The sequence below is a fragment of the Bacillus sp. SIMBA_154 genome (genome assembly GCF_046536015.1).
Taxonomy (GTDB): Bacteria; Bacillota; Bacilli; order Bacillales; family Bacillaceae; genus Bacillus; species Bacillus pumilus_P.
Window position 1 is genome coordinate 1 of record NZ_JAWJBV010000001.1, and the last position, 21891, is coordinate 21891.

The window sequence follows — 21891 nt, forward strand, 5'->3', positions numbered from 1 at the left end:
CCGCATAAGCGCTGGAGCGGCAAAGAATGTCCACGAAAGCTACTTAATCGCTGGGACAGCTTCGAAGCAGGTATTGCTACCGCTCATACAGGTAAAAAGGCAACAGCAAAGCCTGTGAAAGCGACACCTGTCAAAAATACTTCATCCAAAAAAACAGCTTCCAAGCCTGCTGAAAAGTCATTTAACTTGCCATCTGGCATCATTAAAGTAACAAAGCCTTTGACAAAGGGCGCTGGAGTAAAAGCATTGCAGGAAGCCCTGGCTGCTGTATATTTCTACCCTGACAAAGGTGCAAAAAATCATGGGATTGATGGCTACTATGGACCAAAAACTGCTAATGCGGTCAAGCGGTTCCAGATTATGCATGGACTTGTTGCTGATGGTATTTATGGTCCAAAAACAAAAGCAGCTCTTCAAAAAGCATTGAAATAAGCAAATCCCCTGTCCTTTGTTGGATGGGGCTTTTTTTAATAAAGGGGAAGTTGGTTATAAGGCTCATGATAAATTAGTGCGTTTTCTTTTCCTGTTTATGCGTGGGCTTGTTTCTGATGGGAATTATGGAGCAGAAACAGAAAGGAAAATAAAGAGTCTCTTAAAAAATTAAACGGTACTTTACTGATTAGAATACCTACTTATTTCATTATTTTGATATTTTATGTATAATTTATCCTAATGACTAATTTATATCGAATCATTTGTTATTAATGATTAAAAGGGGCGACAAAAAAATGGGTGTATTGAGAAACTTGGAGGAAAACAATGAATATCCAATAATATTTATAGGATCAGGTATGTCAAAAAGATATTTAGAAAATTTCCCTAGTTGGGATGAACTATTAAAAGAATATTGGGAAAAATTGAATGAGAATTTGAATTTTTACGGATACCTTAGTAAAATAAGCCGTGAAATTGAAAAGGAACATCTAAATATTTCTAAAGATGAACTAACTTATTTAACAAATATAAGAGCGGCTCAGGAGATAGAAACTCAATTTAACGAATTGTTTATGGAAGAAAAAATTAAAGTGCCAAATTTAGATGTTCAAACTGCATATCAAGATAAAATCTCTCCATTTAAAAAATCTATTGCTGAAAAGTTTAAAACATATCAATTTAAGGAAGACTGTCAATCTGAAATAGAACTATTCACACAATTCATAAGAAAAGCTCAGATTATTGTTACAACTAATTATGATACATTTATAGAAGATATTTTTAATTATGAATATGACGGAAAAATAACCACATATGTTGGGCACCGAGGTTTTTTTGACCAAACAGAAGGATGGTCAGAATTATTTAAAATTCATGGAAGTGTTGAAGATCCAAACTCTATTGTGATTACTAAGAGTGACTATGATCTTTATGATAAGAAGTCAATTTTGATAAGTGCTAAATTAATTGCTGCTTTAGTTCAATCTCCAATTATTTTTTTAGGCTATTCATTAACAGATGTAAATGTTCAAAATATGATATCAGACTTTGCTTCACAACTTCCAAAAGAAGACTCCAGAAAATCAGCTCAACGTATAATAATTGTTGAAAGAGATGAAGGCAATGAATCGATTCTTGAAGAAAAATTAAGTGATCATAATAAAGGGTGGCACTATACACTATTAAAAACTGATAATTTCAAAAAATTGTTTGAAGAATTGACAAAGGTTAATCAAGGGTTATCGCCATACCATGTTCGGAAATACCATCAGGTAATAAAAAAGCTTGTTGTCGATAAAGGTAAAAAGGGTTCATTAGATGCTGTACTTTTATCTCCACAGGAACTGGATGCGATTGAAGACAAAATAGATACTGGAAAACCGATAGTTTTGGCTTTAGGAGACAAGGCTCATATTTATAAGATGCCCAATGCAATATCTTACATGAACGATTATGTCTTCGGTAAACAGGAGATAATGACTGATGTAGCTTTAAGGTATGTTGCTTCTCAACCATCACATTCCAGAATACCTTTTGCCAAATACGTCAAGGATGTTGATTTAGAAAAAGTTGATATCACAACAGAAGAAAAGGAAAAGATTTTACAAAGAATACAAAACCATGGTTCTCTAGAGGAAATGCAAAATAGTATAAGCAGATCTTATAGGCAGAATTATAACGATATCGGCGACATTCTTAATGAAAAGTTCAAAAATTCAAAAAAAATCGATTTAATTGTTTATAATTTTGATAATTTTAAAGATGAAGAAATTGAAGCTTTTGTTAAAGAACAAATTGAGCAAAATTTTGCGACTTCCACCAATCAAATGGAAAAGACATCCCTGCGACGTTTAGCAGCAGCATATGACTTGAAGTTATATGGGGACTTGAAGAGATAAAGCATTGATATTTGATTATAACGAACTAGGTTCTATCAACCGTTTTTTGAAAAATTAACATGTTTAAGTATACTTGATACTAATCATATTGAAAAGGTTATTTAGATTATGGATTAAAAGAGAAAAAGAAATTGAGAGTTTAATAATTATTAAACAGTTTGGTCGTCCTGTACTTATGGACGGCTTTTCTTAGTTGTTCGAAAAATTCCAAATCCAAATAATTCTATTATATTACAATAAAATCTTAAATTTACCTTAAATATCCTATAAAGTATTTATTTAAATTTGAAGAGACACTATACTAAAGTTTCTTCAAATTACATAAATAGGAGGATTATTAGGTGAAAATCACTAACAAGGTTTTAAGTTTGCTATTAATATTTTCATTGTTTGTAGGTGCTGCAGGCTTTATTCCCCAAGCTAATGCAGTGGGTCAAGACGAAGATGAGGCATATCTAGAAGAAATTAGCATGATTATTGAGGAAGATAATGATACTGATGCTGAGGAAGAACTTGAAGAAATTCAAGGAGTCGAAGAAAGTTCATACGAAGGTACTCTAAGCGAAGAAGAACTACAAAATATTAAAATAACTACTCAATCTTGGGATAGAGGTGGTTTTAATGGAGGCCGTATTGGAGGCGGTGGTGGAGGTGGTTCCATTGTACCAAAGCCAAAACCAACACCAAAATCTACACCAAAACCAACACTTCCAGCAAAAGGATTCAAAACCGGTGCGGAAGGTGAAAAATATCTAAATGCTCATGTTAATGGAAATGGCCATAAAACTTTTAAAAATGTAAAAGTTTACGATAGGAAAAAGAAAAAATATGTGTTTGAAAAAAGAATAATTGATGCTTATGTTTCAAAAAAAGGTGTTGCACACGAATCTAAAGTTGGCTATACAAGTTTATCAAACTTTGTGAGAAAACAAATTGATAAAGATGCCAGGTTAAGAAGTGAAGGCAGAGTTAAAGGCGTAAAGTGGCACTTTTTTAAAAGTGCCAAAACTGGTAAGATAGGTATCACTAAGAACTTAAAGGAATACTTAAAGAAAAAGAAAATTCCTTATCAAATTCATAAGTAACTATTTAAGCGGAGGTTAGTTCATGGAATACCCTTTAATGGAACCACCGGTTACAGTGGAATCCTTTGAGAATTTATCGAAAAAAGAAGCTAAAATTCACTTCGAGTGGTTTATTAATCAGATTCCAGACCGGATTGAAGTTTTGAAAAAAGTTACTAATGGAGAAGTGGATTTTAATTTCACTCCCGAATCACTTATAGATATCTATAGTTGGTTTTTATCTCAAGTGGAGATTTATGAACTATCAGAAGAAGAGATTGGTAGAGAATTAGAACGATTGAGTCAATATCCTGATTATATTTATGAAGATGAAAAAGAGAGTTTATTGGCTAATCCAGTTGAATTAGCGAAAGTGGACTATGCAATAGCAATGGATATAGGGATTTATTATGCAGAAGTCATTAGAAGAAACCATCCTCAAGTGCAATGGACGTACTTTACAAAGCCAAAATCTTATGCCTATTTAAATAAGCCTATTCTTCATTTCGAAGAAAGAGATTACATTTATTATGATCGTGAACCTATAGATTTAATGTTTATACTTAACCAAAGAATATTAAATGGAGAAGTAACAGAGAGTACACTTTATGAGATGTATTTTACTGATCAGAATTTGATATTGGGTGTAGACGAAGATCCTGAGGATGAAGATTAGAACAAGAGCAACTTCTATACAGAAGTTGCTCTTGTTAGTTTTGTATTCAGGCACTCGGATAAAGAAAATATAGTTAATATTTAAAACCGCCATTCTCTTTTCTTTTTATCCCATATCAATTCTTCTTTTGACAGAAGGTTTTGTACTGCTTGTCTTACAGCCCTTTCGTCTTTACCTGTTTTTCTTTTCAGATCATCAATTGTTGGATTCTTACGGAAGCGGCTCATATTATAAATAATTCGATAAATCTTTCTCTCGAGATCAGACATACAATCACCACCAAAACAGTTTGATAGAATATATGTTCGTAAAAGAGTTTTGTTAAATGACATTAGGAGGAAAAAACTTTGAAATCTTTTTGGGAAATAGACGATGAAGGTTACTATACGTTAAAAAAGATCAACTCAGAAGAAGTAGCGAAGGCTGAAAGGAAACTAGGAGTCACTTTGCCAGATACATATAAAAAGCTCATATTAGAACAGAATGGTGGTTATACAGTTCATAATGCTTTTCCAACGACTCACTCTAATTCATGGGCTGAGGATCACATTCAATTTAATCATCTGCTGGGAATTGCAGAAGATGAGGGGATTATGGATAGTGCCTATTTGATAAAAGAGTGGGAGCTGCCAGAAGGGCTTGTTTTGATTAACGGGGATGGCCATACTTGGGTAGCTATGGATTATCGAAAAACGAAAGAGAATCCTGCAATTCATTATTTTGATGTTGAGATGGAAGAAGACTTTAAATTAGCAGATTCCTTTGATGAATTCATTGAGGGGCTTTATACAGCTGAGTACACTATTGATGAGGAAGCAGCAGAAGGTGAAGAACTTTCTGAAGTTCATTTAAGTAAAGAAGAACTTGAAGCCATATTTGAATTGGACGTCCTTGATGAAGAGAATCTTTATAAAATTCAATATTACCCGATGGTTGATTTGAAAGAAATTGAATGGTTTTTTAAAAAGATGCAATATCACATTGAAAATACAAAAGATGAAGATACGCTCTATCAAGTAGGTGATACGATTCTCTGCATTTTCTTATTAAATCAAAATATGCCGATCAACGAAAAAATTAGTGAGATTCTGCATCAAATCGCTAAATTTTTAGAAAAGAATGATGACCCACTGCTAGTGAATCTAGGAGAAAATATTGCGATTGGAACAGAACTTCTATCTTAATAGAGCGATTCTAAGTTTTCCTTTCTAGAGAAATTATCGGGAATGGCTAAAGAAGCAGTTGCTAAATTTAAATAAAGAGTGGCTCTTTAAAGCTACTCTTTAATTTCTTCTTCTTTGTTATCCAGGAAGGGTGTAATATAATCAATATAGAAATATTCTCTGTGCTCTTTTCCGTAAATATCAATTAAGCTTACTCCGAATTTAACTCCTCTCTTTCCATTAAGAGGATTAAAGTACTTAACATCATTATTAAAAAGAAACTCACTATTCGAATCTCTTGTTATCAAAAGTGTTAATTTTAAAGGAACAATAGATCCTGCGGATAAATCAAACGCACTATGTTCTGCGGTTACTCCATTAATATTTATTTTAGTTATATCAAAAAGACTAAAGTGATCAGATTCGTAGAAAATAAATACAGATTGGATAGCTGTAGGTGCTTTCCCTATATTGAAAACATTTATAGAAATAGTCGTTTCGATATGATCTGCATATGAGCGGTTCTCACATTGTTCTTTCCCCCACTTGTCTAGTTTGAAGTATACATGCAAATTAGGCTGGCTAACTCCTATTTTAATTTTTGCTTTATTTTGTATTGCTTCTTTGAACCAGGCTAGTAAAAACCCAAGTAAAACGCCTAATATTGGAAGGAATCCCTTTATATCTTCCATATGTAAAATCCCCCTTTATAAATATCCTTATATTTATCGGCATCCATAAGGAATCTTTAATCACAGAGGGGCTGAGTTTTCGATGGGAACAAATGTTTGATCAACTGTTTTGTTTTCGTTATAATAAGAATAAGATTGACCCCTTCATGAACCTGGCTGACACTCAGTCAGGTCTTTTTTATATCTACTGGCAAACTCGTTTTCTTTATGAAATAGGGACAATCCATGTCGGCATAACCTGTCATGAGGTGATCTAATATGAAGGTCAAAATCATTGAAGGACAGAATGTTGACGCACGTATTAACGATTGTTATCACTATTTGATTAAGTGGTGGAGGAAGGAGATTAATCGTGAAAGCAATTTACGTGAGGGTATCGACCGAGGAGCAAGCGATAAAAGGGTCGAGCATAGACAGCCAGATTGAAGCATGTGTAAAGAAAGCAGGGACCACAAATGTCCTGAAATATGCAGATGAAGGCTTCTCAGGTGAATTATTAGAAAGGCCTGCCTTAAACCGTCTGAGAGAAGATGCACGCAAAGGATTAATAACTGAATTGATTTGTTATGATCCTGATCGTTTGTCGCGGAAGCTAATGAATCAATTAATTATAGATGATGAATTACGGAAAAAAGGGATAGTCTTAACCTTTGTAAATGGGGATTATGCAGATTCTCCTGAAGGGCAGCTGTTCTTTTCAATGAGAGGAGCCATCTCTGAATTTGAAAAGGCCAAAATTAAAGAGAGAACTTCTACAGGCAGACTTCAAAAAATCAAAAAAGGTATGATAATTAAAGACTCTAACTTATTAGGATACAGAATGAATAAAGAGAAAAGAACCCTTGAAATAATTGAAAAAGAAGCGAAAGTTGTTAGAATGATCTTTGATTTATTTACGAATCATTCAAGTCACTTCTTCAACCGAGTGAACGGAATTGCGCTGCATCTAACCAAACTGGGTATTCCTACAAAAAAAGGAGCAAAAGTTTGGCATAGACAAGTGGTGAGGCAGATCCTCATGAATCCAACTTATAAAGGAAAACATGAGCAATATAAGTATGATACGGAAGGTAGCTATGTATCTAAACAAGCAGGTGGCACTGCAATAGTAAAACTTAGACCTGAAGAGGAACGCTATGTTATTGAAGTTCCTTCAGTTGTTTCTGACGAACAATGGGAATATGCTCAAGAGCTACTTGATAAAAGCAGAAGGAAGCAATTGCAATATGGAACTCATCAATATTTACTTTCTGGTCTAGTGCGCTGCGGAAACTGTGGAAATACGATGACTGGTAAAAAGAAAAAATCACATGGGAATGACTTCTATGTGTATGAATGTAGGAAGAATTATGCTGGGGCCAAAAATAAAGGCTGCGGTAAATCTATGTCAGAAAATAAATTGAACAGAATCGTATGGGATGAGATATACAAATTCATCACCAATCCAGGAAAGTATAGAGTCTATAAGGAAGAAGAAAAAGCTATTCATAAAGCAGAGGAACTAGAGTTTATTCAAAAAGAAATTGAGAAGACGAAAAAAGGGCGGCAGCGTTTAATCACTTTAATTAGTCTTAGTGAAGAAGACGACTTGGATATTGAAGAAGTGAAAACGCAGATTGTTGAGCTACAGAAGAAACAAAATCACCTTATGACCCAGCATGATAAAATTAAAAAAGAGATTAAGGAATCAGAAGGATCGGCAGCAGGAGAAAATGCTATGAAAAGGGCACTTGATTATTTAAATTCAGTTAGTGCAGATAATTTGAAGTTGGAAGATAAGACAGCCATTATTAACTTTATGGTTAAAGAAGTATTGATTGTTGATTCAGAGACTATTCATATTAAAACTCATTAAAAGGGGAGGTGCGTTTATACGCACCCCCCTTTTGTCATTAATATCTCGTTCTCGATACACCGCGCCGCATACGTTGCCAGCTTTGTTCCTTTTCCAGAGGAATAGCTTTCAATGGCTTTAATGAGTCCGATCGTCCCGATGGAGATGAGGTCTTCAGCGTCTTCCCCGGTATTTTCAAATTTCTTTACAATATGGGCGACGAGCCGAAGGTTATGTTCAATCAGCATGTTTCTTGCGTGTTCATCGCCCTGTGCCATGAGGGCTAAGTATTTTTTTTCATCATCTCCCGAAAGGGGCTGTGGAAAGGCATTGTTTTTGACATAGGACACTAAAAACACCAATTCTTTGACCATCAATCCCATCGCTGTAAATACTCCTGCCACGATTTTCACCTCCACCATGTTTAGGCCACTGCCTATATCCTCAAATGTATGTGAAGGGGGGATTGTCTGTGTCTGTACGATGAAAAAATCATCTTTTTCGAAAAAAACGGGCTTCTGTTCGTCTGTTTTTGCTGCCCTTCTCATATGTTTGCGGTTTCTTTGCGGTGCTTGGCGGTCAAGAAGCGTGCTAAAATATGTAATATTAGACCGAAAAGGAAGGGGTTTTTTCGGAACATGGGGAAGGTTCTTTCTTCACATGTAGGTATGAAAATTAATGAATGGTATCGAATGATACGGCAGTTCAGTGTGCCAGATGCTGAAATCCTGAAAGCAGAAGTAGAAGCGGAAATTGAACGTATGGAAGAGGACCAGCATTTACTGATTTATTATCAGCTCTTGTGTTTTCGGCACCAAATCATGCTTGACTATATACACCCTTCAAAATATCAACCTTTCTCAGTATCTAATCTTGTCGATAAAATCGAAAATTCCAATCATGAGTTATCTGATATGCTGCATTATTACCATGCATTTTTTCGTGGCATGCATGAGTTTAGTCAAAAAGAATATTTAGAAGCCGTCAAATATTATCGAGTGGCAGAAAAACAGCTGTCGATGGTATTTGATGATATTGAGCAAGCTGAGTTTCATTTTAAAGTAGCAGAAGCCTACTATATTATGAAACAAACGCATGTCTCCATGCACCATATTTTAAAGGCGCTTGAAATATACGATCAGCATGATGCGTATGCCATCCGCATTATTCAGTGCCTCTTTGTCATCTCAGGAAATTATCAAGATTTAAAACGTAAAGATCGAGCGCTGCCTCATTTGAAAAAAGCAAAACAGCTCGCATCTCAAATTGATCACCCGCGCATATACAGTTCAGCTCTTTACAATTTAGGTAAATGTTATGGAGAGCTTGGCTATTTAGAGGAAGCGGAACGATATTTAACAGAATCGGCTGATCTTGCCCGCAAAGAGGTGCTTCCCACGCTTCCTCATACGCTCTATACGCTGGCGAAGCTTCTTTTTAGACAAAACGAACAGGCGCGTGCACTGCGTATTTTAGAAGATGGGAAATTAGCCGCAAAGAAGCATGAAGACCAGCTGTTCTGTCATATGTTTGAGTATCTGGATGCTTTATATGTTCAGGGAATCAATGAAGAACAACTGCAAAAAACCATTGATTATTTGGAAAAACTTAGCCTATACTCTTATATAGAGGATATCTCACTAGAAATTGCGACAGCCTTAGAAGCCTCTCAACAATACCAGAAGTCCAACCAGTATTATCAAAAATTATTATGGGCTCAAAATCAAATCCAAGAAGGAGAGTGTCTGTATGAATTCTAAGCAACGTTCGACAGTTGAAGAGAGAAACCAAACGTGAAACAAAAAGCGGGCCTGCATGGCCGGCTTTTTTTATGTGGAAAAAGAGGTCAGCGAGGCGCAGACATCATCATGAACCCTGCATGAATTCATCTGAAAGCGGGCATTTTAATCTATAATGATGTTCTGTGGAGGCGGTCTAATGAAAGGGTTGCATGTCTTTGTATGTGTCTTGTTATTATGCACTTTTGTTCCTAATGAAATAGAGGCACGAACATTAAAAAGAGTCGACCTGGAAAAAACGGGACGGGCCTTTTGGGATATGAGAGAGGAACGGAAAAAGATTGCGTTAACCTTTGATGATGGGCCTCATCCGGTGTACACGAATCAAATTTTGGATGTGCTGAGGGAGCATGAAGTGAATGCCAGCTTTTTTGTCGTAGGGAGCCGAATTCGTTCGTATCCGGAGATTGCGAAGCGGATTGTGGGCGAGGGAAATGAGCTCGGCAATCATACGATGAACCATACATATTTTGACCTTTTGTCATCAAAGGAAATTAAGCAGGAGCTAAACGAATCAGCGGCTCATATCGCTTCACTCCAGCCAGGCGGTCCTTTATTATTTCGTCCTCCTGGTGGCAGGCTGACGATGAAGTCATTCCGCATTCTTTCAAAGCAAGGATACGATGTGGTCATGTGGTCCTTCACGCAAGATCCGAAGGACTGGTCAAGACCAGGCTCGCACAAAATTGCAAGCCGTATTATTGATCATATTCAGGGCGGCGATATCATCCTTTTACATGATGGCGGTGGAAATCGGAAGCAAACGGTAGAAGCGCTCAAACAGGTGATTCCTGAATTAAAGGATAAAGGCTATGAATTTGTGAAAGTAAGCGAACTGCTGCATCATGACAGAGCATATCTGCCTGTTCATTTTCAATAGGGGTCATTTGTCAAAAACAGTCATTCATTGAAACCAAAAGGCTTGTCGTTTACTATATGAAGAGGGTTTTTGGAGGTGAATGTTGTGAAGAAATATGTTTTCCTTTTCATCCTGTTGTGTGTCGCTGCTGGATGCTCAAAACCAGCACAGGAAAGCGTTATTGCATTCGGCGACAGTAATACAAGAGGATCAAACTGGGACTTTCGAGATTACCCAGCATCTGAAAAATGGGTGAATCTCATGAAAAACGTCGAGCGCGGCCAAATACAAGTGAAGAATGCAGGGATTGGCGGGCAGACGACTGAAGACGCGAAGCTTCGCTTTGAGCAGGATATTTTAAAGCAGAAACCAACTTACGTCCTCATCATGTTCGGTACGAATGATGCGGCGATTTTAGACGGGAAACATCCCCGTGTCACAAAAAAACGATTTAAAGAAAATGTATCCTACTTCATTTCTGAAAGTAGAAAAGAAGGGATTACCCCGATTCTCATGACCTGTGTACCTGTCGTAGAAGGAGGGAAAAAGGGCTTATATTATTACTCGCGGTATAAGGCATCTTATTTTGCTGAGAGAGGCGGGGCAAGAGCTTGGCAAAACTCATATAATGACATCACAAGAGAAGTAGCTAAAAATCAGCAAGTTCCACTTGTCGACAATTGGAAAGCTTTCATCCGAGAAGCTGGTGAGGATAGTGACAACGCTTTGATTCAGTCAGGTTTAATCGACCCTTCTGGCAATCATATGACACCAAAAGGGGCGAGAATCATTTATAACGAAATGAAAGAGCGTGAAGTCATCAAACATTTTTAAATGATGGCCATTCGCCTAAACAAGACCACCCAACCAGCATAGTCTAACAGTATATCTTCCTATAAGGAGGTAACTGATATGTGGGGATGTCCTTATCCTTACCCTGCGTGTTCGCCTTATCCAGCTCAAGGAGCAGGAATCGGTTACGCTTTTCTTGTTGTGTTCCTTGTTGTCATTTTGGTCGTAGGCGGAGGGTTATGGTTTTGGAACGAACAGTCTTGCAAATAAGACACCTCTTCTTTGATAAGAAGGGGTGTTTTTTACGGAAAATAGTAGTAAGCCTATAGCGCAAGTGATATAATATCAGTCACCTGAGTTTAAAAAAGGAGAGTGCTCGGGAGGCATGGTTCCTGTGATATGGAATTAAGAGGAAACAGAGAGCATATGCCCGAGCGAACGTCTTTTCATTTCTGTCTCAATTAATTCAATGAAGTCGCGATTTAAGTTCATTTCATTTGCTTTATAATATGATTCTATAAGTAAATCATCTGACAGCTTTTTCATACTAGAAACCCATATGATGGGAAAAACACCTCCCCTGAAAAAGTTGGCATAAAACTTGAGGAAAAGACATATCATCATAGGTTGATCGAATGTCTTCGAAGTACCTTTAATCTACCATGAATGGGAAACAAGAACAATCGTTCTGTTATCCACATGGTTAAGTGGATAACTTGTGGGTAGAGTGTTTATAATTGAATGAAAGCGTGATGAAATATAGGTGGATAATGTGTGTAAAATTATCCACACCTGTTGAAGGTCCTCATCATATGTCGAAAACTTTTTCATTGTATTCGATAGACAGACAAATTATGATTTGATTCGACACAATCGCTGAAAAACCAATGGAAGAAAGGGTGCAAATTGTGCTAAAGAAGTATTTCTTACCGGATGAATTTGTGAAAAGTATTTTCCACATTTCACCGCAAAAACTAAAAGAACGAAATGTAAAAGGAATTATTACCGATTTAGATAACACACTAGTAGAATGGGACCGCCCAAGTGCGACACCCCGTTTAATTGAATGGTTTCAAGAGATGAAAGATCACGGGATACAAGTGACAATTGTATCGAACAATAATGAAAAAAGGGTCAAGCTTTTTTCTGAGCCGGTTCACATCCCGTTTATTTATAAAGCGAGAAAGCCTATGGGAAGAGCCTTTAATAAGGCAGTCGCTGATATGCAATTGAAAAAAGAAGATGTGGTCGTCATTGGGGATCAGCTCATGACAGATGTGCTTGGCGGGAACAGGCATGGCTTCCATACGATTTTGGTCGTTCCTGTTGCAGCGTCGGACGGATTTTTCACAAAGTTTAACAGGCAGATTGAACGCAGAATTTTAGGAGCCTTAAAGCGTAAGGGCCACATTCAGTGGGAGGAAGAGTAATAATGGAAAAGGTTGTTTGTATTGGCTGCGGTGTAGCCATTCAGACCGAAGATAAAGATCAATTAGGATATGCGCCGGCAGCATCTCTATTGAAAGAAGATGTGATCTGCCAGCGCTGTTTTAGGTTAAAGAACTACAATGAAATACAAGATGTTTCTTTAACAGAAGACGACTTTTTAAATATATTGCATAGCATTGGCGAGACAGATTCTCTCATTGTAAAGGTCGTTGATATTTTTGACTTTAACGGAAGCTGGATCAACGGGCTAAGCCGTATTGTCGGTGGGAATCCGATTTTACTTGTCGGCAACAAAGTGGATATTTTACCGAAATCAGTGAAAAAAGACCGTCTTGTTCATTGGATGAAGCGGGAAGCAAAAGAAAACGGATTAAACCCAATCGATGTTTTCTTAATCAGTGCAAGCAGAGGTCAAGGCGTGCCTGAGGTGATGGAAGCGATCGACCATTACCGTGAGGGAAGAAATGTCTATGTCGTCGGCTGTACGAACGTTGGGAAGTCAACATTTATCAATCGAATCATCAAAGAAGTGTCTGGAGAAGAGAACGTCATCACCACATCCCAATATCCAGGTACAACTCTTGATGCAATCGAAATTCCGCTTGATGACGGGTCTGCTTTATTCGATACGCCGGGCATCATCAATCGCCATCAAATGGCGCACTATGTCAGTAAAAATGACTTGAAGATTTTAACGCCGAAAAAAGAATTGAAACCGAGAACGTTCCAATTAAATGAAGCCCAAACGCTTTATTTTGGCGGTCTTGCTCGATTTGACTATGTAAAAGGCGGCAGAACATCATTTGTCTGCTATATGCCAAATGAACTCAACATTCACCGGACAAAGTTAGAGAATGCAGATGACTTATATGAAAAACATGCAGGAGAACTGCTATCACCGCCATCAAAAGAGGGAATGGAAGATTTTCCTCCGCTCGTTCCGCATACTTTTACCATTGATCAGCCGAAAATGGATATCGTCTTTTCAGGATTAGGATGGGTAACAGCGAATGATGCAGGAAAGCAAATCAAAGTCTATGCGCCAAAAGGCGTTCATGTGTTTATGAGACGTTCGTTAATTTAAACGTTCAAAGGGGGAGAGACCTTGAAACCTTTATACGGATTAATCGGTAACCCTGTTGGCCATTCAATGTCTCCGGATATTCATAATGCAGCATTAAAGGATGCTGGGATTGATGGACATTATCATGGCTTTCAAGTAGAAGGTGGCGACCTTAAAGATGCGATTAGAGGCATGAAAGCCTTAGGCATCAGCGGCTTTAACGTCACTGTTCCGCACAAGGTAGAGATCATGCAGTACCTTGACAAAATTGATGTGACAGCTGAACGCCTGCGAGCGGTCAATACTGTGCGGCTTGAAAAAGGTCAGCTCGTTGGGTACAACACAGATGGAGAGGGCTTCCTTCATTCATTGGTTGAAGCCTTGGATCAGCCGTTATCAGAGCTGTCATTTCTCATGATTGGTGCTGGCGGAGCGGCAAGAGCAATTTATACGACAATTGCTGAGTATGCACCGAAAAGCTTTGATATCACCAACCGTACCATTGAAAAAGCGGAGGCTTTAATTCAAAGTGCGGATGGAAAAGTGACATCAAATGCAATCGCATTAAATACAGCAGAAGACCAGCTTGGAGATTATGATGTCATCATCCATACAACCTCGATCGGCATGTATCCGAATGTTGAAGAAACCCCGATTTCTTTAACAAACGCAAAAAAAACAGCGGTCGTTTGTGATATTGTGTATAATCCAATAGAAACAAAACTGCTGAGTGAAGCAGCCGGGTTAGGCTTGAAAACAGTAGATGGTGTTGGCATGTTTGTTGGTCAAGCGGCAAGAGCCTTTGAACTGTGGATAGGCGTCACGCCTGACGCCAGAAAAATGAAGTCAATTGTGATAGAGAAATTAGGAGGAACACCATGTTAAAAGGTAAGCAAAAACGTTTTTTACGTGCACAAGCACATCATTTATCACCTATTTTTCAAGTTGGAAAAGGCGGGGTAAATGACAATATGGTCAAGCAAATTTCCGAGGCGCTTGAAGCAAGAGAACTTTTAAAAGTCAGCGTATTGCAAAACTGCGACGAGGACAAAACTGAGGTCGCTAAAGCACTTGTAAAGGGTGCAAAAGCTGAACTCGTTCAAACGATCGGAAATGTGATTGTCCTTTATAAAGAATCTAAGGAAAATAAACAAATTAAGCTGCCGTAAAGGTGGATGCGATATGAAAAAAATAGGGTTGTTCGGCGGTACGTTTGATCCCCCGCATATTGGGCATTTGCTGATGGCGAATGAGGTACGCTTTCAAGTGGGGCTTGATGAAATTTGGTTTATCCCAAATCACAAGCCTCCTCATAAAACAGGCCGAAAACGAGCAGATAGTCATCACCGCGTGAAAATGGTGGAAACAGCGATTCAGTCTAATCCGCATTTTCAGCTGGAGCTCATTGAAATGGAGCGAGAAGGCCCATCTTATACAGTAGATACGGTGGAGCTGTTAAAGAAGCGCCATCCTGAAAATGAGTTCTTTTTTATGATTGGAGCGGACATGGTGGATTATTTGCCAAAATGGCACCGGATTGATGATTTGCTTCAGATGATTACCTTTATTGGGATGAAAAGACGAGGTTATGAAGGAAGCACGACATATCCTCTTTTATTTGCAGATGTTCCAGCTTTTGATGTATCATCGACATTGATTAGGCAGCGAATAAAGCAGGGAGAACCTGTAGATTATTTGATTCCGAAAGCTGTTGAGCGTTATATAAAGGAGCATCATTTATATGAATCGTGAAAAAGCATTGAATTGTGTCAAAGAGCAGTTAACAGAGCATAGATATACACATACACTTGGGGTTTTGGATACAGCCATTTCATTAGCGGAACGGTTTGGTGCAGATGTGAGAAAAGCGGAGATCGCTGCTATTTTTCATGATTATGCCAAATTTAGACCAAAGGAAGAGATGGAGGGCATCATTCAAAAAGAACAGATGAATCCTCTATTGCTTGAATATTCGCCCGAGCTTTGGCATGCCCCAGTCGGTGCATATTTGGTCAAAAAGGAAGCCGGAATTGACGACCAATCCATTTTAACAGCGATCGAATTCCATACATCTGGCAGACCAGATATGACGTTACTTGAAAAAGTCATTTATGTCGCTGACTATATAGAACCAGGCCGTCATTTTCCTGGTGTAGAAGAAGTAAGAGAGTTAGCAGAGCATGATTTGGATGGTGCATTGATTCAATCGTTAAAAAACACAATCATTTTTTTAATGAAAAAGAATCAGCCAGTCTTTCCAGATACACTTGCTACTTACAACTCGCTTGTGCATAAGAACAAATAAGGAGGAATTTTGGATGGATGCATCATCAATTTTAAACATCGCAGCAGGAGCATGCGATGATAAACGGGCTGAAGATATTATTGCCCTGAATATGCAAGGAGTCTCACTTGTTGCAGATTATTTTCTCATTTGTCACGGGAATTCTGACAAACAGGTGCAGGCCATCGCAAGAGAAGTGAAACATCTTGCAGAGGAAAGTGGAATTGAAGTGAAGAAGATGGAAGGCTTTGATGAAGCAAGATGGGTATTGATTGATCTAGGAGATGTTATTGCTCATGTGTTCCATAAAGAAGAAAGAGGATACTATAACCTAGAGAAGTTATGGGGAGATGCGCCGAGAGAAACGCTTTCACTTGGCATTAACTCATGATTTATCAAGGGTTTGCAGGTGTGTATGACGAGCTCATGGCACATGCACCTTATGATGAATGGGTTCAGTGGATACAGCAGTATATCCAGCCAAATGCCGCAATCATCGATGTAGGCTGTGGAACTGGGGAGATTTCTCTTCGGTTAGCTCAAAAAGGTCACATCGTCACAGGAATTGACCTAAGTGAAGAGATGCTGGCCTTCGCGCAGCAAAAAGCGCAGGCTCACAAGCAGTCCGTTCAATTTTTACATCAAGATATGAGAGAGATTACTGGCTTTGAACAAGCCTTTCAAGCAGCCGTTATCTGCTGTGATTCCCTGAACTACTTAAAAAACGAAAATGACGTCAAAAAAACCTTTAAAAACATGTTTCAGCTTTTAGAGGCAGATGGGGTTTTACTCTTTGATGTTCATACCCCTTATAAAATGGAAGAGGTATTCCCTGGTTCTACTTATGCAGATCAAGATGAAGAGATCAGCTATATTTGGCAGAGCGATAAAGGGGATGACATGTATTCGGTCATTCATGATTTAAGCTTTTTTGTAAAGGATGGAGACGTGTATCAGCGTTATGATGAGACACATGAACAGCGTACATTTCCATTTGAGACATATGCAGCGTTCCTTGAGTCCGCTGGCTTCGAAAATATTGAAGTGACGGCTGATTTTACAAATAAAGCACCTCAGGAATTGGCCGAAAGATATTTTATCTCAGCCAAGAAACCAAAAACCATCGTTTAATAGGACGATGGTTTTTTAAAACCCTTTTTTCGCTTATTGCAAAGTTCATTAATTTCTGCGATCATCAGTAAACACACTTGGCGGGTATTGATGTGCAACCGCTTCAAGATCTTCATCGAACTTTTTATGGGTGTTTTGAAAAAGACGGTGAAACATATCTTGCACACCTGCTTCAAGAGCTTTAATACCCTCACCAGTGACGCCGCCTTTCACACACACTTTGTCTTGCAGTGTCGGAAGGGTATAGACTCTTTTTTCAATCAAACGGCCAAGTCCTACAAGCATATCTTCTGATAAGGTGGTAGCTTCTTCTTTTGAAATATCGGTTTCTTCGACAGCTGCTTCAATCATTTTCTGAACGAGAAAGCTAATAAAAGCAGGTCCGCAGCTGACAATATCTGAGGCCGCTCTTGTAATCGAATGATGGATCTCAATTGGTGTTGAAATGCGGGAAGCTAACTGTCTTAACGCTGTTTTCGTCGCGACATTGCATGATGAACCGAAAGTTAAAAGTGACGCACCTGATAAAGCGCGGTTTGTGATGCTTGGGATCAGTCTAGCTGTTTGACAAGGAACGATATCCTGAAGCTGTTCAGGATGAACCGGACTTGTAATGATGACAATCGTTTGCTGCTCTGTTAAAAGAGAGCTGAGCTCTTTTAATAGTGGATAAATATCAAGTGGTTTCACACAAACAAAGATGAAATCTTTATCTGTTACAGCTCCTGAAAGCTGTTTCGTTACTTCAAGCTCTGGATGGTTCTTTTTTATATTGAACGCTTTTTCAATGGTCCGGTTTGTGATGGTGATGGATGAGGGATTGACTGCCTTTGATTCAATAAATGCCTCAGTAAGTATGGTACCCATGTTTCCTGTACCGATTATCCCTATATTCAAACGTTCTCCCTCCTTAGACGCATAGGATCTGTTATCTTCTAAACAGTATGTTGAGCAATAGAAAAATATGATTGAAAGAAGCGTGAGCACGTGAAGCGACTCATTCTATTGAAAAAATACAGTCTTTATATCGCTACCGGGATCATGATCTTGATCACCATCAGTTTCTTCTTTTTAGCAGGAAAAGGGGAAAACAGCGCAGAGCCAAGTGTATTGAAGGAAAATAAAGAAAGCCCAGTCGCATTGGAAGAAAAACAAGAGAGTGCAAAAAGTAAACCACCACCCATTGTTGTAGAGGTCAAAGGAGCTGTAAGGAAGCCAGGGGTATATACGTTTCGATCAGAGGACCGGGTTGAGGGAGCGATTAAAAGAGCAGGAGGTTTTACAAGTAAAGCGGATACGTATGAAATCAATCAAGCGGCAAAATTAGAGGATAGTATGATGATTTATGTTCGGAAGCAGGGAGAGGCGGAGACGCAGACATCAGCAGCTGTCGCGTTATCCGGGAATGAAAAGAGTCAAGGTGTCAATGTCAATCAAGCTGATACAGCGGAATTGCAAACAATTAACGGAATCGGACCAGCCAAAGCAGAAGCCATCATTGCCTATAGAGAGGAACATGGAGAATTTGAACAAATTGAAGATTTGCGGAACATTTCGGGTTTTGGGGAGAAGACAGTCGAACGGCTGAAAAGTCAATTGACCGTGAAGTAGAATTGACGGTATAGAAGAAAGGCATGTACACTTAATACCAACCATCATTCTGGAGGGATCAGCTCGTGGAAAGAATTTCATGGAATCAATATTTTATGGCACAAAGCCATTTGCTTGCTTTACGAAGCACCTGTGAGCGGTTAGCTGTTGGGGCGACCATCGTAAGAGACAAGCGCATCATCGCAGGAGGATACAATGGCTCCATTGCCGGTGATGTCCATTGTGCAGATGTAGGATGCTATGTCATTGATCATCACTGTGTACGCACAATCCATGCTGAAATGAACGCCATTTTACAATGTGCTAAATTCGGTGCACCAACGGCTGATGCTGAAATATATGTCACGCATTTTCCTTGTTTGCAGTGCTGTAAAGCCATTATTCAAGCGGGCATTCGAACAGTGTATTATGCAAAGGATTATAAAAATCATCCATATGCTATCGATTTATTTGAGCAGGCCGGCGTTCAAACGGAACAGGTTGAACTAGATGAAATGATCATTGACTTAAAAAATCAAGAAAAATTAGCCTTTGTTGCAGATTTAATCGGCAAGCTGAGTGAATCAGGACTTAGCGAAACAGAAATACGAGACATGCATGAAAAGGCGAATCAATTATTTACTTCCTATGTTTAATTATTTGCCGTTCGGGGCGATTTCAGCAGCAGTAGGAATTGCCCTGGCCGCATTTCACCTTCATATGTATTTCCTTCTCTTTCTTCTCATGATATTACTTCTCAGCCTACTGAAAAAAACACCCCAGCTCTTTCTGATGGTTAGCTTGTGCGGAACTGTCTATACACTTATCTTTATGGTTCATCAGTCTCTTGAGGCGGATCATGTGGTAAAAGAAAAATCATTTTCTGGTTCAGTTGTAATTGAAAGTATTCCGACAATAGATGGCAATCGTTTTTCAGCGACCGTGTCAGCAGAGAAGGATCGGCTGGCGGCTTTTTATACAATTCAAACTGAGCATGAAAAAGAAGCGCTGAAAGATATAGAGCCAGGTATGAGCTGTCTAGTGGCAGGTGATGTGCGACTACCTAAACACGCAACCATTCCTAACGGGTTTCAATACGATCAATTTCTAAAAACAAAAGGAATTGACGCTATTTTCTTACCGCAGTCGATCAAAAACTGTTCAAAAAAAGACAGCCCCTCACATTACCTTGCAGCTATGAGACAAAAGGGCTTGAAATTCTTAGAGGAGCATGTTCCGAAGAGCTCTGCTGGAATTGTACAGGCACTCATTTTTGGAGATCGTGAATTGATTGATCCTGACACGCTAAGAGATTATCAAATGCTCGGTATTATTCATTTACTAGCGATTTCAGGGATGCATGTGCAAACACTTCTCGCTTGTTTATTTTGGTGTCTGCTTCGTGCTGGTGTGACAAGAGAGACAGCATGTATTCTTTTATTATGCTTTCTACCGGTTTATGCTTGTTTGACAGGTGCTTCGCCATCTGTTTTAAGAGCTTGTCTAATGGCGGGAGTCTATTTAGTGATCACTAGCCTGCCAAAAGAAATGAAACAGCCTTCGGTGGTGGTATTAAGTGCGACGTTTTTGCTCTTATTGGCCATTCATCCCCTTTATTTATTTGATATCGGCTTTCAACTTTCATTCGTGGCGACGTTTTTTATTTTGTTATCCACTAGGATCCTATCAAAAGCGAAAAGTGCAGTGATGCAATTATTACTCATCTCTTTTATTGCACAGCTTGCTTCGCTCCCTATTCTTTTATATCATTTTCAGCAATTTTCTTTGCTGAGCGTCCCTTTGAATATGATTTTTGTCCCTTTTTACACAACGGTTGTCATGCCTCTGTCCTTACTCTTTTTTCTTTTATCTATTGTTTACCTCCCGCTTGGTCAAACATTGTTTCAGCTGCTTGATGCAGTGATTCAGCTGAGTCATCAGTTGTCAGCACATATGGCTGTTTATGATGGATTTAACCTAATTTTTATAAAATCTACTTGGTGGCATGTTCTTCTTGAAGTGAGTGCCGTTATTTTTTTGTTATATATGCTGGAGTGCAAAACCTCTATGAAATCTTATGCTGTAGCGATTCTTTTTCTCGTTGGTGTGCTGAGCGTACACTATGTTACGCCGAATTTTTTTCAAAAAGGTGAGGTCATGATGCTGGATGTAGGGCAGGGGGATAGTTTGTTTATTCAATTGCCCTATCGCAAGGGGGATTTATTAGTAGATACAGGAGGCAGACTATCCTTCGAAGAAGAACCGTGGAAAAAAAGACGAAAAGTGTCTACGATTGGTGATCAAACGCTCATACCGTTTCTGCATTCTAAAGGTATAGCGAAACTTGATGTCCTCATCCTTACACATGCGGATCAAGATCACATGGGGGAAGCGGTTCGTTTAATCAAGCGAAATAAAGTGAAGCGGCTGGCCGTGCCAAAAGGCTTTGCCCGAAGTACAGAGGATGCACAGATTTTAAAAGAAGCAGCTGATAAAGGGATATCTGTTGATGAATTACAGAGAGGGGATAAGCTTCAGGTGGGAGGGCAAGAGTTTGAGGTTCTTCATCCGGCGCGAGATCGGGTGACAAGTAAGAATAATGATTCGCTTGTGCTTACCTTTACTCTTGGGGGGAAGCGTTTTATATTCACGGGAGACCTTGAACAAGAAGGCGAGCGAGACATCATAGAAGCTTATCCTCATCTGCGGGTGGATGTACTGAAGGTTGGACATCATGGGAGTAAAGGATCAACAAGTGAGGAATGGCTTCAGCATCTGAGGCCGTCATATGCATTGATTTCGGCAGGTGAACGAAATCGTTATCAGCATCCTCATCAAGAAGTCTTGAAAAAATTAGATGATTATCAAACGAGGGTGTACCGTACAGATATTGATGGAAGTGTGACCTATGAATTTCTCGAAGAGGCTGGAACGTTTTACTCGCACCCTCCATATGATATCTTACAAAATCAATAAAAAAACTGCCGAAACGGCAGTCATAGAGCCTTCATGAAGTTAAGATCCAACGAGGTGTATAATTGTTGCCAAAATAAACATTGAGGCGAAAAATCCGAATGTGACGATAAAACCAACAGCTGAGTCGGTCACATCATTCCGCTTGCTTTGAACATTTTTTTCAAATTCATTCATTTTCATCCCTCC

At 38.8% G+C, this 21891-nt stretch carries 27 protein-coding genes; 21 read left to right on the plus strand and 6 right to left on the minus strand.

All coding sequences use genetic code 11. The features are described 5' to 3' along the window. The 4 genes from R0K30_RS00005 to R0K30_RS00020 all read left to right on the plus strand — a co-directional run. On the plus strand, positions 1 to 432 hold a 432-nt coding region (locus R0K30_RS00005; protein WP_410608475.1), incomplete at its 5' end, for a peptidoglycan recognition protein family protein. 296 nt (positions 433 to 728) lie between these two features. After that, the gene (locus tag R0K30_RS00010; protein WP_410608477.1) at positions 729 to 2333 is read left to right on the plus strand and encodes an SIR2 family protein; all 1605 of its coding nucleotides are present in this window, start codon (positions 729 to 731) and stop codon (positions 2331 to 2333) included. Positions 2334 to 2674: 341 nt separating this feature from the next. Continuing rightward, positions 2675 to 3418, plus strand: coding sequence for a hypothetical protein (locus R0K30_RS00015; RefSeq protein ID WP_410608479.1), 744 nt, complete (start codon positions 2675 to 2677; stop codon positions 3416 to 3418). 22 nt (positions 3419 to 3440) lie between these two features. Next, positions 3441 to 4073, plus strand: a complete 633-nt coding sequence (locus R0K30_RS00020) for a hypothetical protein (RefSeq protein ID WP_410608481.1) — start codon at positions 3441 to 3443, stop codon at positions 4071 to 4073. Between the two features lie 80 nt (positions 4074 to 4153). Here the strand turns inward: R0K30_RS00020 and R0K30_RS00025 are convergent, their stop codons facing one another. Then, complete coding sequence (locus R0K30_RS00025) at positions 4154 to 4342, minus strand: hypothetical protein (protein ID WP_061419632.1); 189 nt, start codon at positions 4340 to 4342, stop codon at positions 4154 to 4156. Positions 4343 to 4420: 78 nt separating this feature from the next. On the opposite strand from R0K30_RS00025, the gene R0K30_RS00030 reads away from it, so the two are divergent. Then, positions 4421 to 5257: an SMI1/KNR4 family protein gene (locus R0K30_RS00030; protein ID WP_410608484.1), complete on the plus strand. Its 837-nt coding sequence runs from the start codon at positions 4421 to 4423 to the stop codon at positions 5255 to 5257. Between the two features lie 92 nt (positions 5258 to 5349). Here the strand turns inward: R0K30_RS00030 and R0K30_RS00035 are convergent, their stop codons facing one another. Beyond that, complete coding sequence (locus tag R0K30_RS00035) at positions 5350 to 5928, minus strand: hypothetical protein (protein WP_410608486.1); 579 nt, start codon at positions 5926 to 5928, stop codon at positions 5350 to 5352. Positions 5929 to 6280: 352 nt separating this feature from the next. Here R0K30_RS00035 and R0K30_RS00040 point away from each other — a divergent pair, with 352 nt between their 5' ends. Further along, a complete protein-coding gene (locus R0K30_RS00040) occupies positions 6281 to 7783 on the plus strand; it encodes a recombinase family protein (protein WP_410608488.1) in 1503 nt (500 codons plus the stop codon). 14 nt (positions 7784 to 7797) lie between these two features. Here the strand turns inward: R0K30_RS00040 and R0K30_RS00045 are convergent, their stop codons facing one another. After that, positions 7798 to 8166, minus strand: coding sequence for a sigma-70 family RNA polymerase sigma factor (locus R0K30_RS00045; RefSeq protein WP_073979130.1), 369 nt, complete (start codon positions 8164 to 8166; stop codon positions 7798 to 7800). 234 nt (positions 8167 to 8400) lie between these two features. Between R0K30_RS00045 and R0K30_RS00050 the strand changes: the two genes are divergently transcribed. The 4 genes from R0K30_RS00050 (at position 8401) to R0K30_RS00065 (ending at position 11482) form a co-directional block, all read left to right on the plus strand. Further along, a complete protein-coding gene (locus R0K30_RS00050; protein ID WP_410608490.1) occupies positions 8401 to 9522 on the plus strand; it encodes a response regulator aspartate phosphatase in 1122 nt (373 codons plus the stop codon). Positions 9523 to 9700: 178 nt separating this feature from the next. Further along, the gene (locus R0K30_RS00055; RefSeq protein WP_230030419.1) at positions 9701 to 10441 is read left to right on the plus strand and encodes a polysaccharide deacetylase family protein; all 741 of its coding nucleotides are present in this window, start codon (positions 9701 to 9703) and stop codon (positions 10439 to 10441) included. Between the two features lie 84 nt (positions 10442 to 10525). After that, entirely contained in the window at positions 10526 to 11254 is a 729-nt protein-coding gene (locus tag R0K30_RS00060) for an SGNH/GDSL hydrolase family protein (protein WP_230030418.1), read from the plus strand. A gap of 78 nt (positions 11255 to 11332) precedes the next feature. Further along, positions 11333 to 11482 (plus strand): hypothetical protein, encoded by a 150-nt coding sequence (locus R0K30_RS00065; protein ID WP_180275482.1) that lies wholly within the window; start codon positions 11333 to 11335, stop codon positions 11480 to 11482. Positions 11483 to 11617: 135 nt separating this feature from the next. Here the strand turns inward: R0K30_RS00065 and R0K30_RS00070 are convergent, their stop codons facing one another. Continuing rightward, on the minus strand, positions 11618 to 11758 hold the full coding sequence (locus R0K30_RS00070; RefSeq protein ID WP_003217327.1) for a sporulation histidine kinase inhibitor Sda: 141 nt from the start codon (positions 11756 to 11758) through the stop codon (positions 11618 to 11620). Positions 11759 to 12120: 362 nt separating this feature from the next. Between R0K30_RS00070 and R0K30_RS00075 the strand changes: the two genes are divergently transcribed. From R0K30_RS00075 to R0K30_RS00110, 8 genes are read left to right on the plus strand one after another with little or no spacing between them, the layout of a single operon-like run. Further along, entirely contained in the window at positions 12121 to 12642 is a 522-nt protein-coding gene (locus R0K30_RS00075; RefSeq protein WP_008356191.1) for a YqeG family HAD IIIA-type phosphatase, read from the plus strand. Positions 12643 to 12644: 2 nt separating this feature from the next. After that, on the plus strand, positions 12645 to 13745 hold the full coding sequence (gene yqeH, locus R0K30_RS00080) for a ribosome biogenesis GTPase YqeH (RefSeq protein WP_099726578.1): 1101 nt from the start codon (positions 12645 to 12647) through the stop codon (positions 13743 to 13745). Positions 13746 to 13766: 21 nt separating this feature from the next. Then, entirely contained in the window at positions 13767 to 14609 is an 843-nt protein-coding gene (gene aroE / locus R0K30_RS00085; RefSeq protein ID WP_410608494.1) for a shikimate dehydrogenase, read from the plus strand. Next, a complete protein-coding gene (gene yhbY / locus R0K30_RS00090; protein ID WP_008342507.1) occupies positions 14603 to 14893 on the plus strand; it encodes a ribosome assembly RNA-binding protein YhbY in 291 nt (96 codons plus the stop codon). Before aroE ends, yhbY begins: the two co-directional genes overlap by 7 nt. Positions 14894 to 14906: 13 nt before the next feature. After that, entirely contained in the window at positions 14907 to 15476 is a 570-nt protein-coding gene (locus R0K30_RS00095; protein WP_099726580.1) for a nicotinate-nucleotide adenylyltransferase, read from the plus strand. Beyond that, complete coding sequence (yqeK, locus tag R0K30_RS00100; protein WP_099726581.1) at positions 15466 to 16029, plus strand: bis(5'-nucleosyl)-tetraphosphatase (symmetrical) YqeK; 564 nt, start codon at positions 15466 to 15468, stop codon at positions 16027 to 16029. Before R0K30_RS00095 ends, yqeK begins: the two co-directional genes overlap by 11 nt. A gap of 13 nt (positions 16030 to 16042) precedes the next feature. Beyond that, positions 16043 to 16399, plus strand: a complete 357-nt coding sequence (rsfS, locus tag R0K30_RS00105) for a ribosome silencing factor (RefSeq protein ID WP_034319428.1) — start codon at positions 16043 to 16045, stop codon at positions 16397 to 16399. Continuing rightward, a complete protein-coding gene (locus R0K30_RS00110; RefSeq protein WP_249705043.1) occupies positions 16396 to 17139 on the plus strand; it encodes a class I SAM-dependent DNA methyltransferase in 744 nt (247 codons plus the stop codon). Before rsfS ends, R0K30_RS00110 begins: the two co-directional genes overlap by 4 nt. Positions 17140 to 17187: 48 nt before the next feature. On the opposite strand, the gene comER is transcribed toward R0K30_RS00110, so the two are convergent. Beyond that, positions 17188 to 18036: a late competence protein ComER gene (gene comER / locus R0K30_RS00115; RefSeq protein WP_230030414.1), complete on the minus strand. Its 849-nt coding sequence runs from the start codon at positions 18034 to 18036 to the stop codon at positions 17188 to 17190. A 90-nt stretch (positions 18037 to 18126) separates the two neighbouring features. Here comER and R0K30_RS00120 point away from each other — a divergent pair, with 90 nt between their 5' ends. From R0K30_RS00120 to R0K30_RS00130, 3 genes are all read left to right on the plus strand, one after another. Further along, on the plus strand, positions 18127 to 18750 hold the full coding sequence (locus R0K30_RS00120; protein ID WP_249705045.1) for a helix-hairpin-helix domain-containing protein: 624 nt from the start codon (positions 18127 to 18129) through the stop codon (positions 18748 to 18750). Between the two features lie 65 nt (positions 18751 to 18815). After that, the gene (locus R0K30_RS00125) at positions 18816 to 19385 is read left to right on the plus strand and encodes a ComE operon protein 2 (protein WP_024423045.1); all 570 of its coding nucleotides are present in this window, start codon (positions 18816 to 18818) and stop codon (positions 19383 to 19385) included. Continuing rightward, the gene (locus R0K30_RS00130) at positions 19378 to 21705 is read left to right on the plus strand and encodes a DNA internalization-related competence protein ComEC/Rec2 (protein WP_410609133.1); all 2328 of its coding nucleotides are present in this window, start codon (positions 19378 to 19380) and stop codon (positions 21703 to 21705) included. Before R0K30_RS00125 ends, R0K30_RS00130 begins: the two co-directional genes overlap by 8 nt. A gap of 39 nt (positions 21706 to 21744) precedes the next feature. On the opposite strand, the gene R0K30_RS00135 is transcribed toward R0K30_RS00130, so the two are convergent. Then, positions 21745 to 21879 carry a YqzM family protein gene (locus R0K30_RS00135; RefSeq protein WP_012010638.1) on the minus strand — a complete coding sequence of 45 codons (135 nt, stop codon included), beginning with the start codon at positions 21877 to 21879 and terminating at the stop codon, positions 21745 to 21747. Positions 21880 to 21891 lie beyond the last annotated feature (12 nt).

Bases quoted from the DNA above. Each gene is read 5' to 3' on its own strand.
- R0K30_RS00010 (WP_410608477.1), top strand. From the start codon at position 729: ATGGGTGTATTGAGAAACTTGGAGGAAAACAATGAATATCCAATAATA.
- R0K30_RS00020 (WP_410608481.1), top strand. From the start codon at position 3,441: ATGGAATACCCTTTAATGGAACCACCGGTTACAGTGGAATCCTTTGAG.
- R0K30_RS00025 (WP_061419632.1), bottom strand. From the start codon at position 4,342: ATGTCTGATCTCGAGAGAAAGATTTATCGAATTATTTATAATATGAGC.
- R0K30_RS00035 (WP_410608486.1), bottom strand. From the start codon at position 5,928: ATGGAAGATATAAAGGGATTCCTTCCAATATTAGGCGTTTTACTTGGG.
- R0K30_RS00050 (WP_410608490.1), top strand. From the start codon at position 8,401: ATGGGGAAGGTTCTTTCTTCACATGTAGGTATGAAAATTAATGAATGG.
- R0K30_RS00055 (WP_230030419.1), top strand. From the start codon at position 9,701: ATGAAAGGGTTGCATGTCTTTGTATGTGTCTTGTTATTATGCACTTTT.
- R0K30_RS00065 (WP_180275482.1), top strand. From the start codon at position 11,333: ATGTGGGGATGTCCTTATCCTTACCCTGCGTGTTCGCCTTATCCAGCT.
- R0K30_RS00070 (WP_003217327.1), bottom strand. From the start codon at position 11,758: ATGAAAAAGCTGTCAGATGATTTACTTATAGAATCATATTATAAAGCA.
- yqeH (WP_099726578.1), top strand. From the start codon at position 12,645: ATGGAAAAGGTTGTTTGTATTGGCTGCGGTGTAGCCATTCAGACCGAA.
- yhbY (WP_008342507.1), top strand. From the start codon at position 14,603: ATGTTAAAAGGTAAGCAAAAACGTTTTTTACGTGCACAAGCACATCAT.
- R0K30_RS00095 (WP_099726580.1), top strand. From the start codon at position 14,907: ATGAAAAAAATAGGGTTGTTCGGCGGTACGTTTGATCCCCCGCATATT.
- yqeK (WP_099726581.1), top strand. From the start codon at position 15,466: ATGAATCGTGAAAAAGCATTGAATTGTGTCAAAGAGCAGTTAACAGAG.
- rsfS (WP_034319428.1), top strand. From the start codon at position 16,043: ATGGATGCATCATCAATTTTAAACATCGCAGCAGGAGCATGCGATGAT.
- R0K30_RS00110 (WP_249705043.1), top strand. From the start codon at position 16,396: ATGATTTATCAAGGGTTTGCAGGTGTGTATGACGAGCTCATGGCACAT.
- R0K30_RS00130 (WP_410609133.1), top strand. From the start codon at position 19,378: ATGTTTAATTATTTGCCGTTCGGGGCGATTTCAGCAGCAGTAGGAATT.
- R0K30_RS00135 (WP_012010638.1), bottom strand. From the start codon at position 21,879: ATGAATGAATTTGAAAAAAATGTTCAAAGCAAGCGGAATGATGTGACC.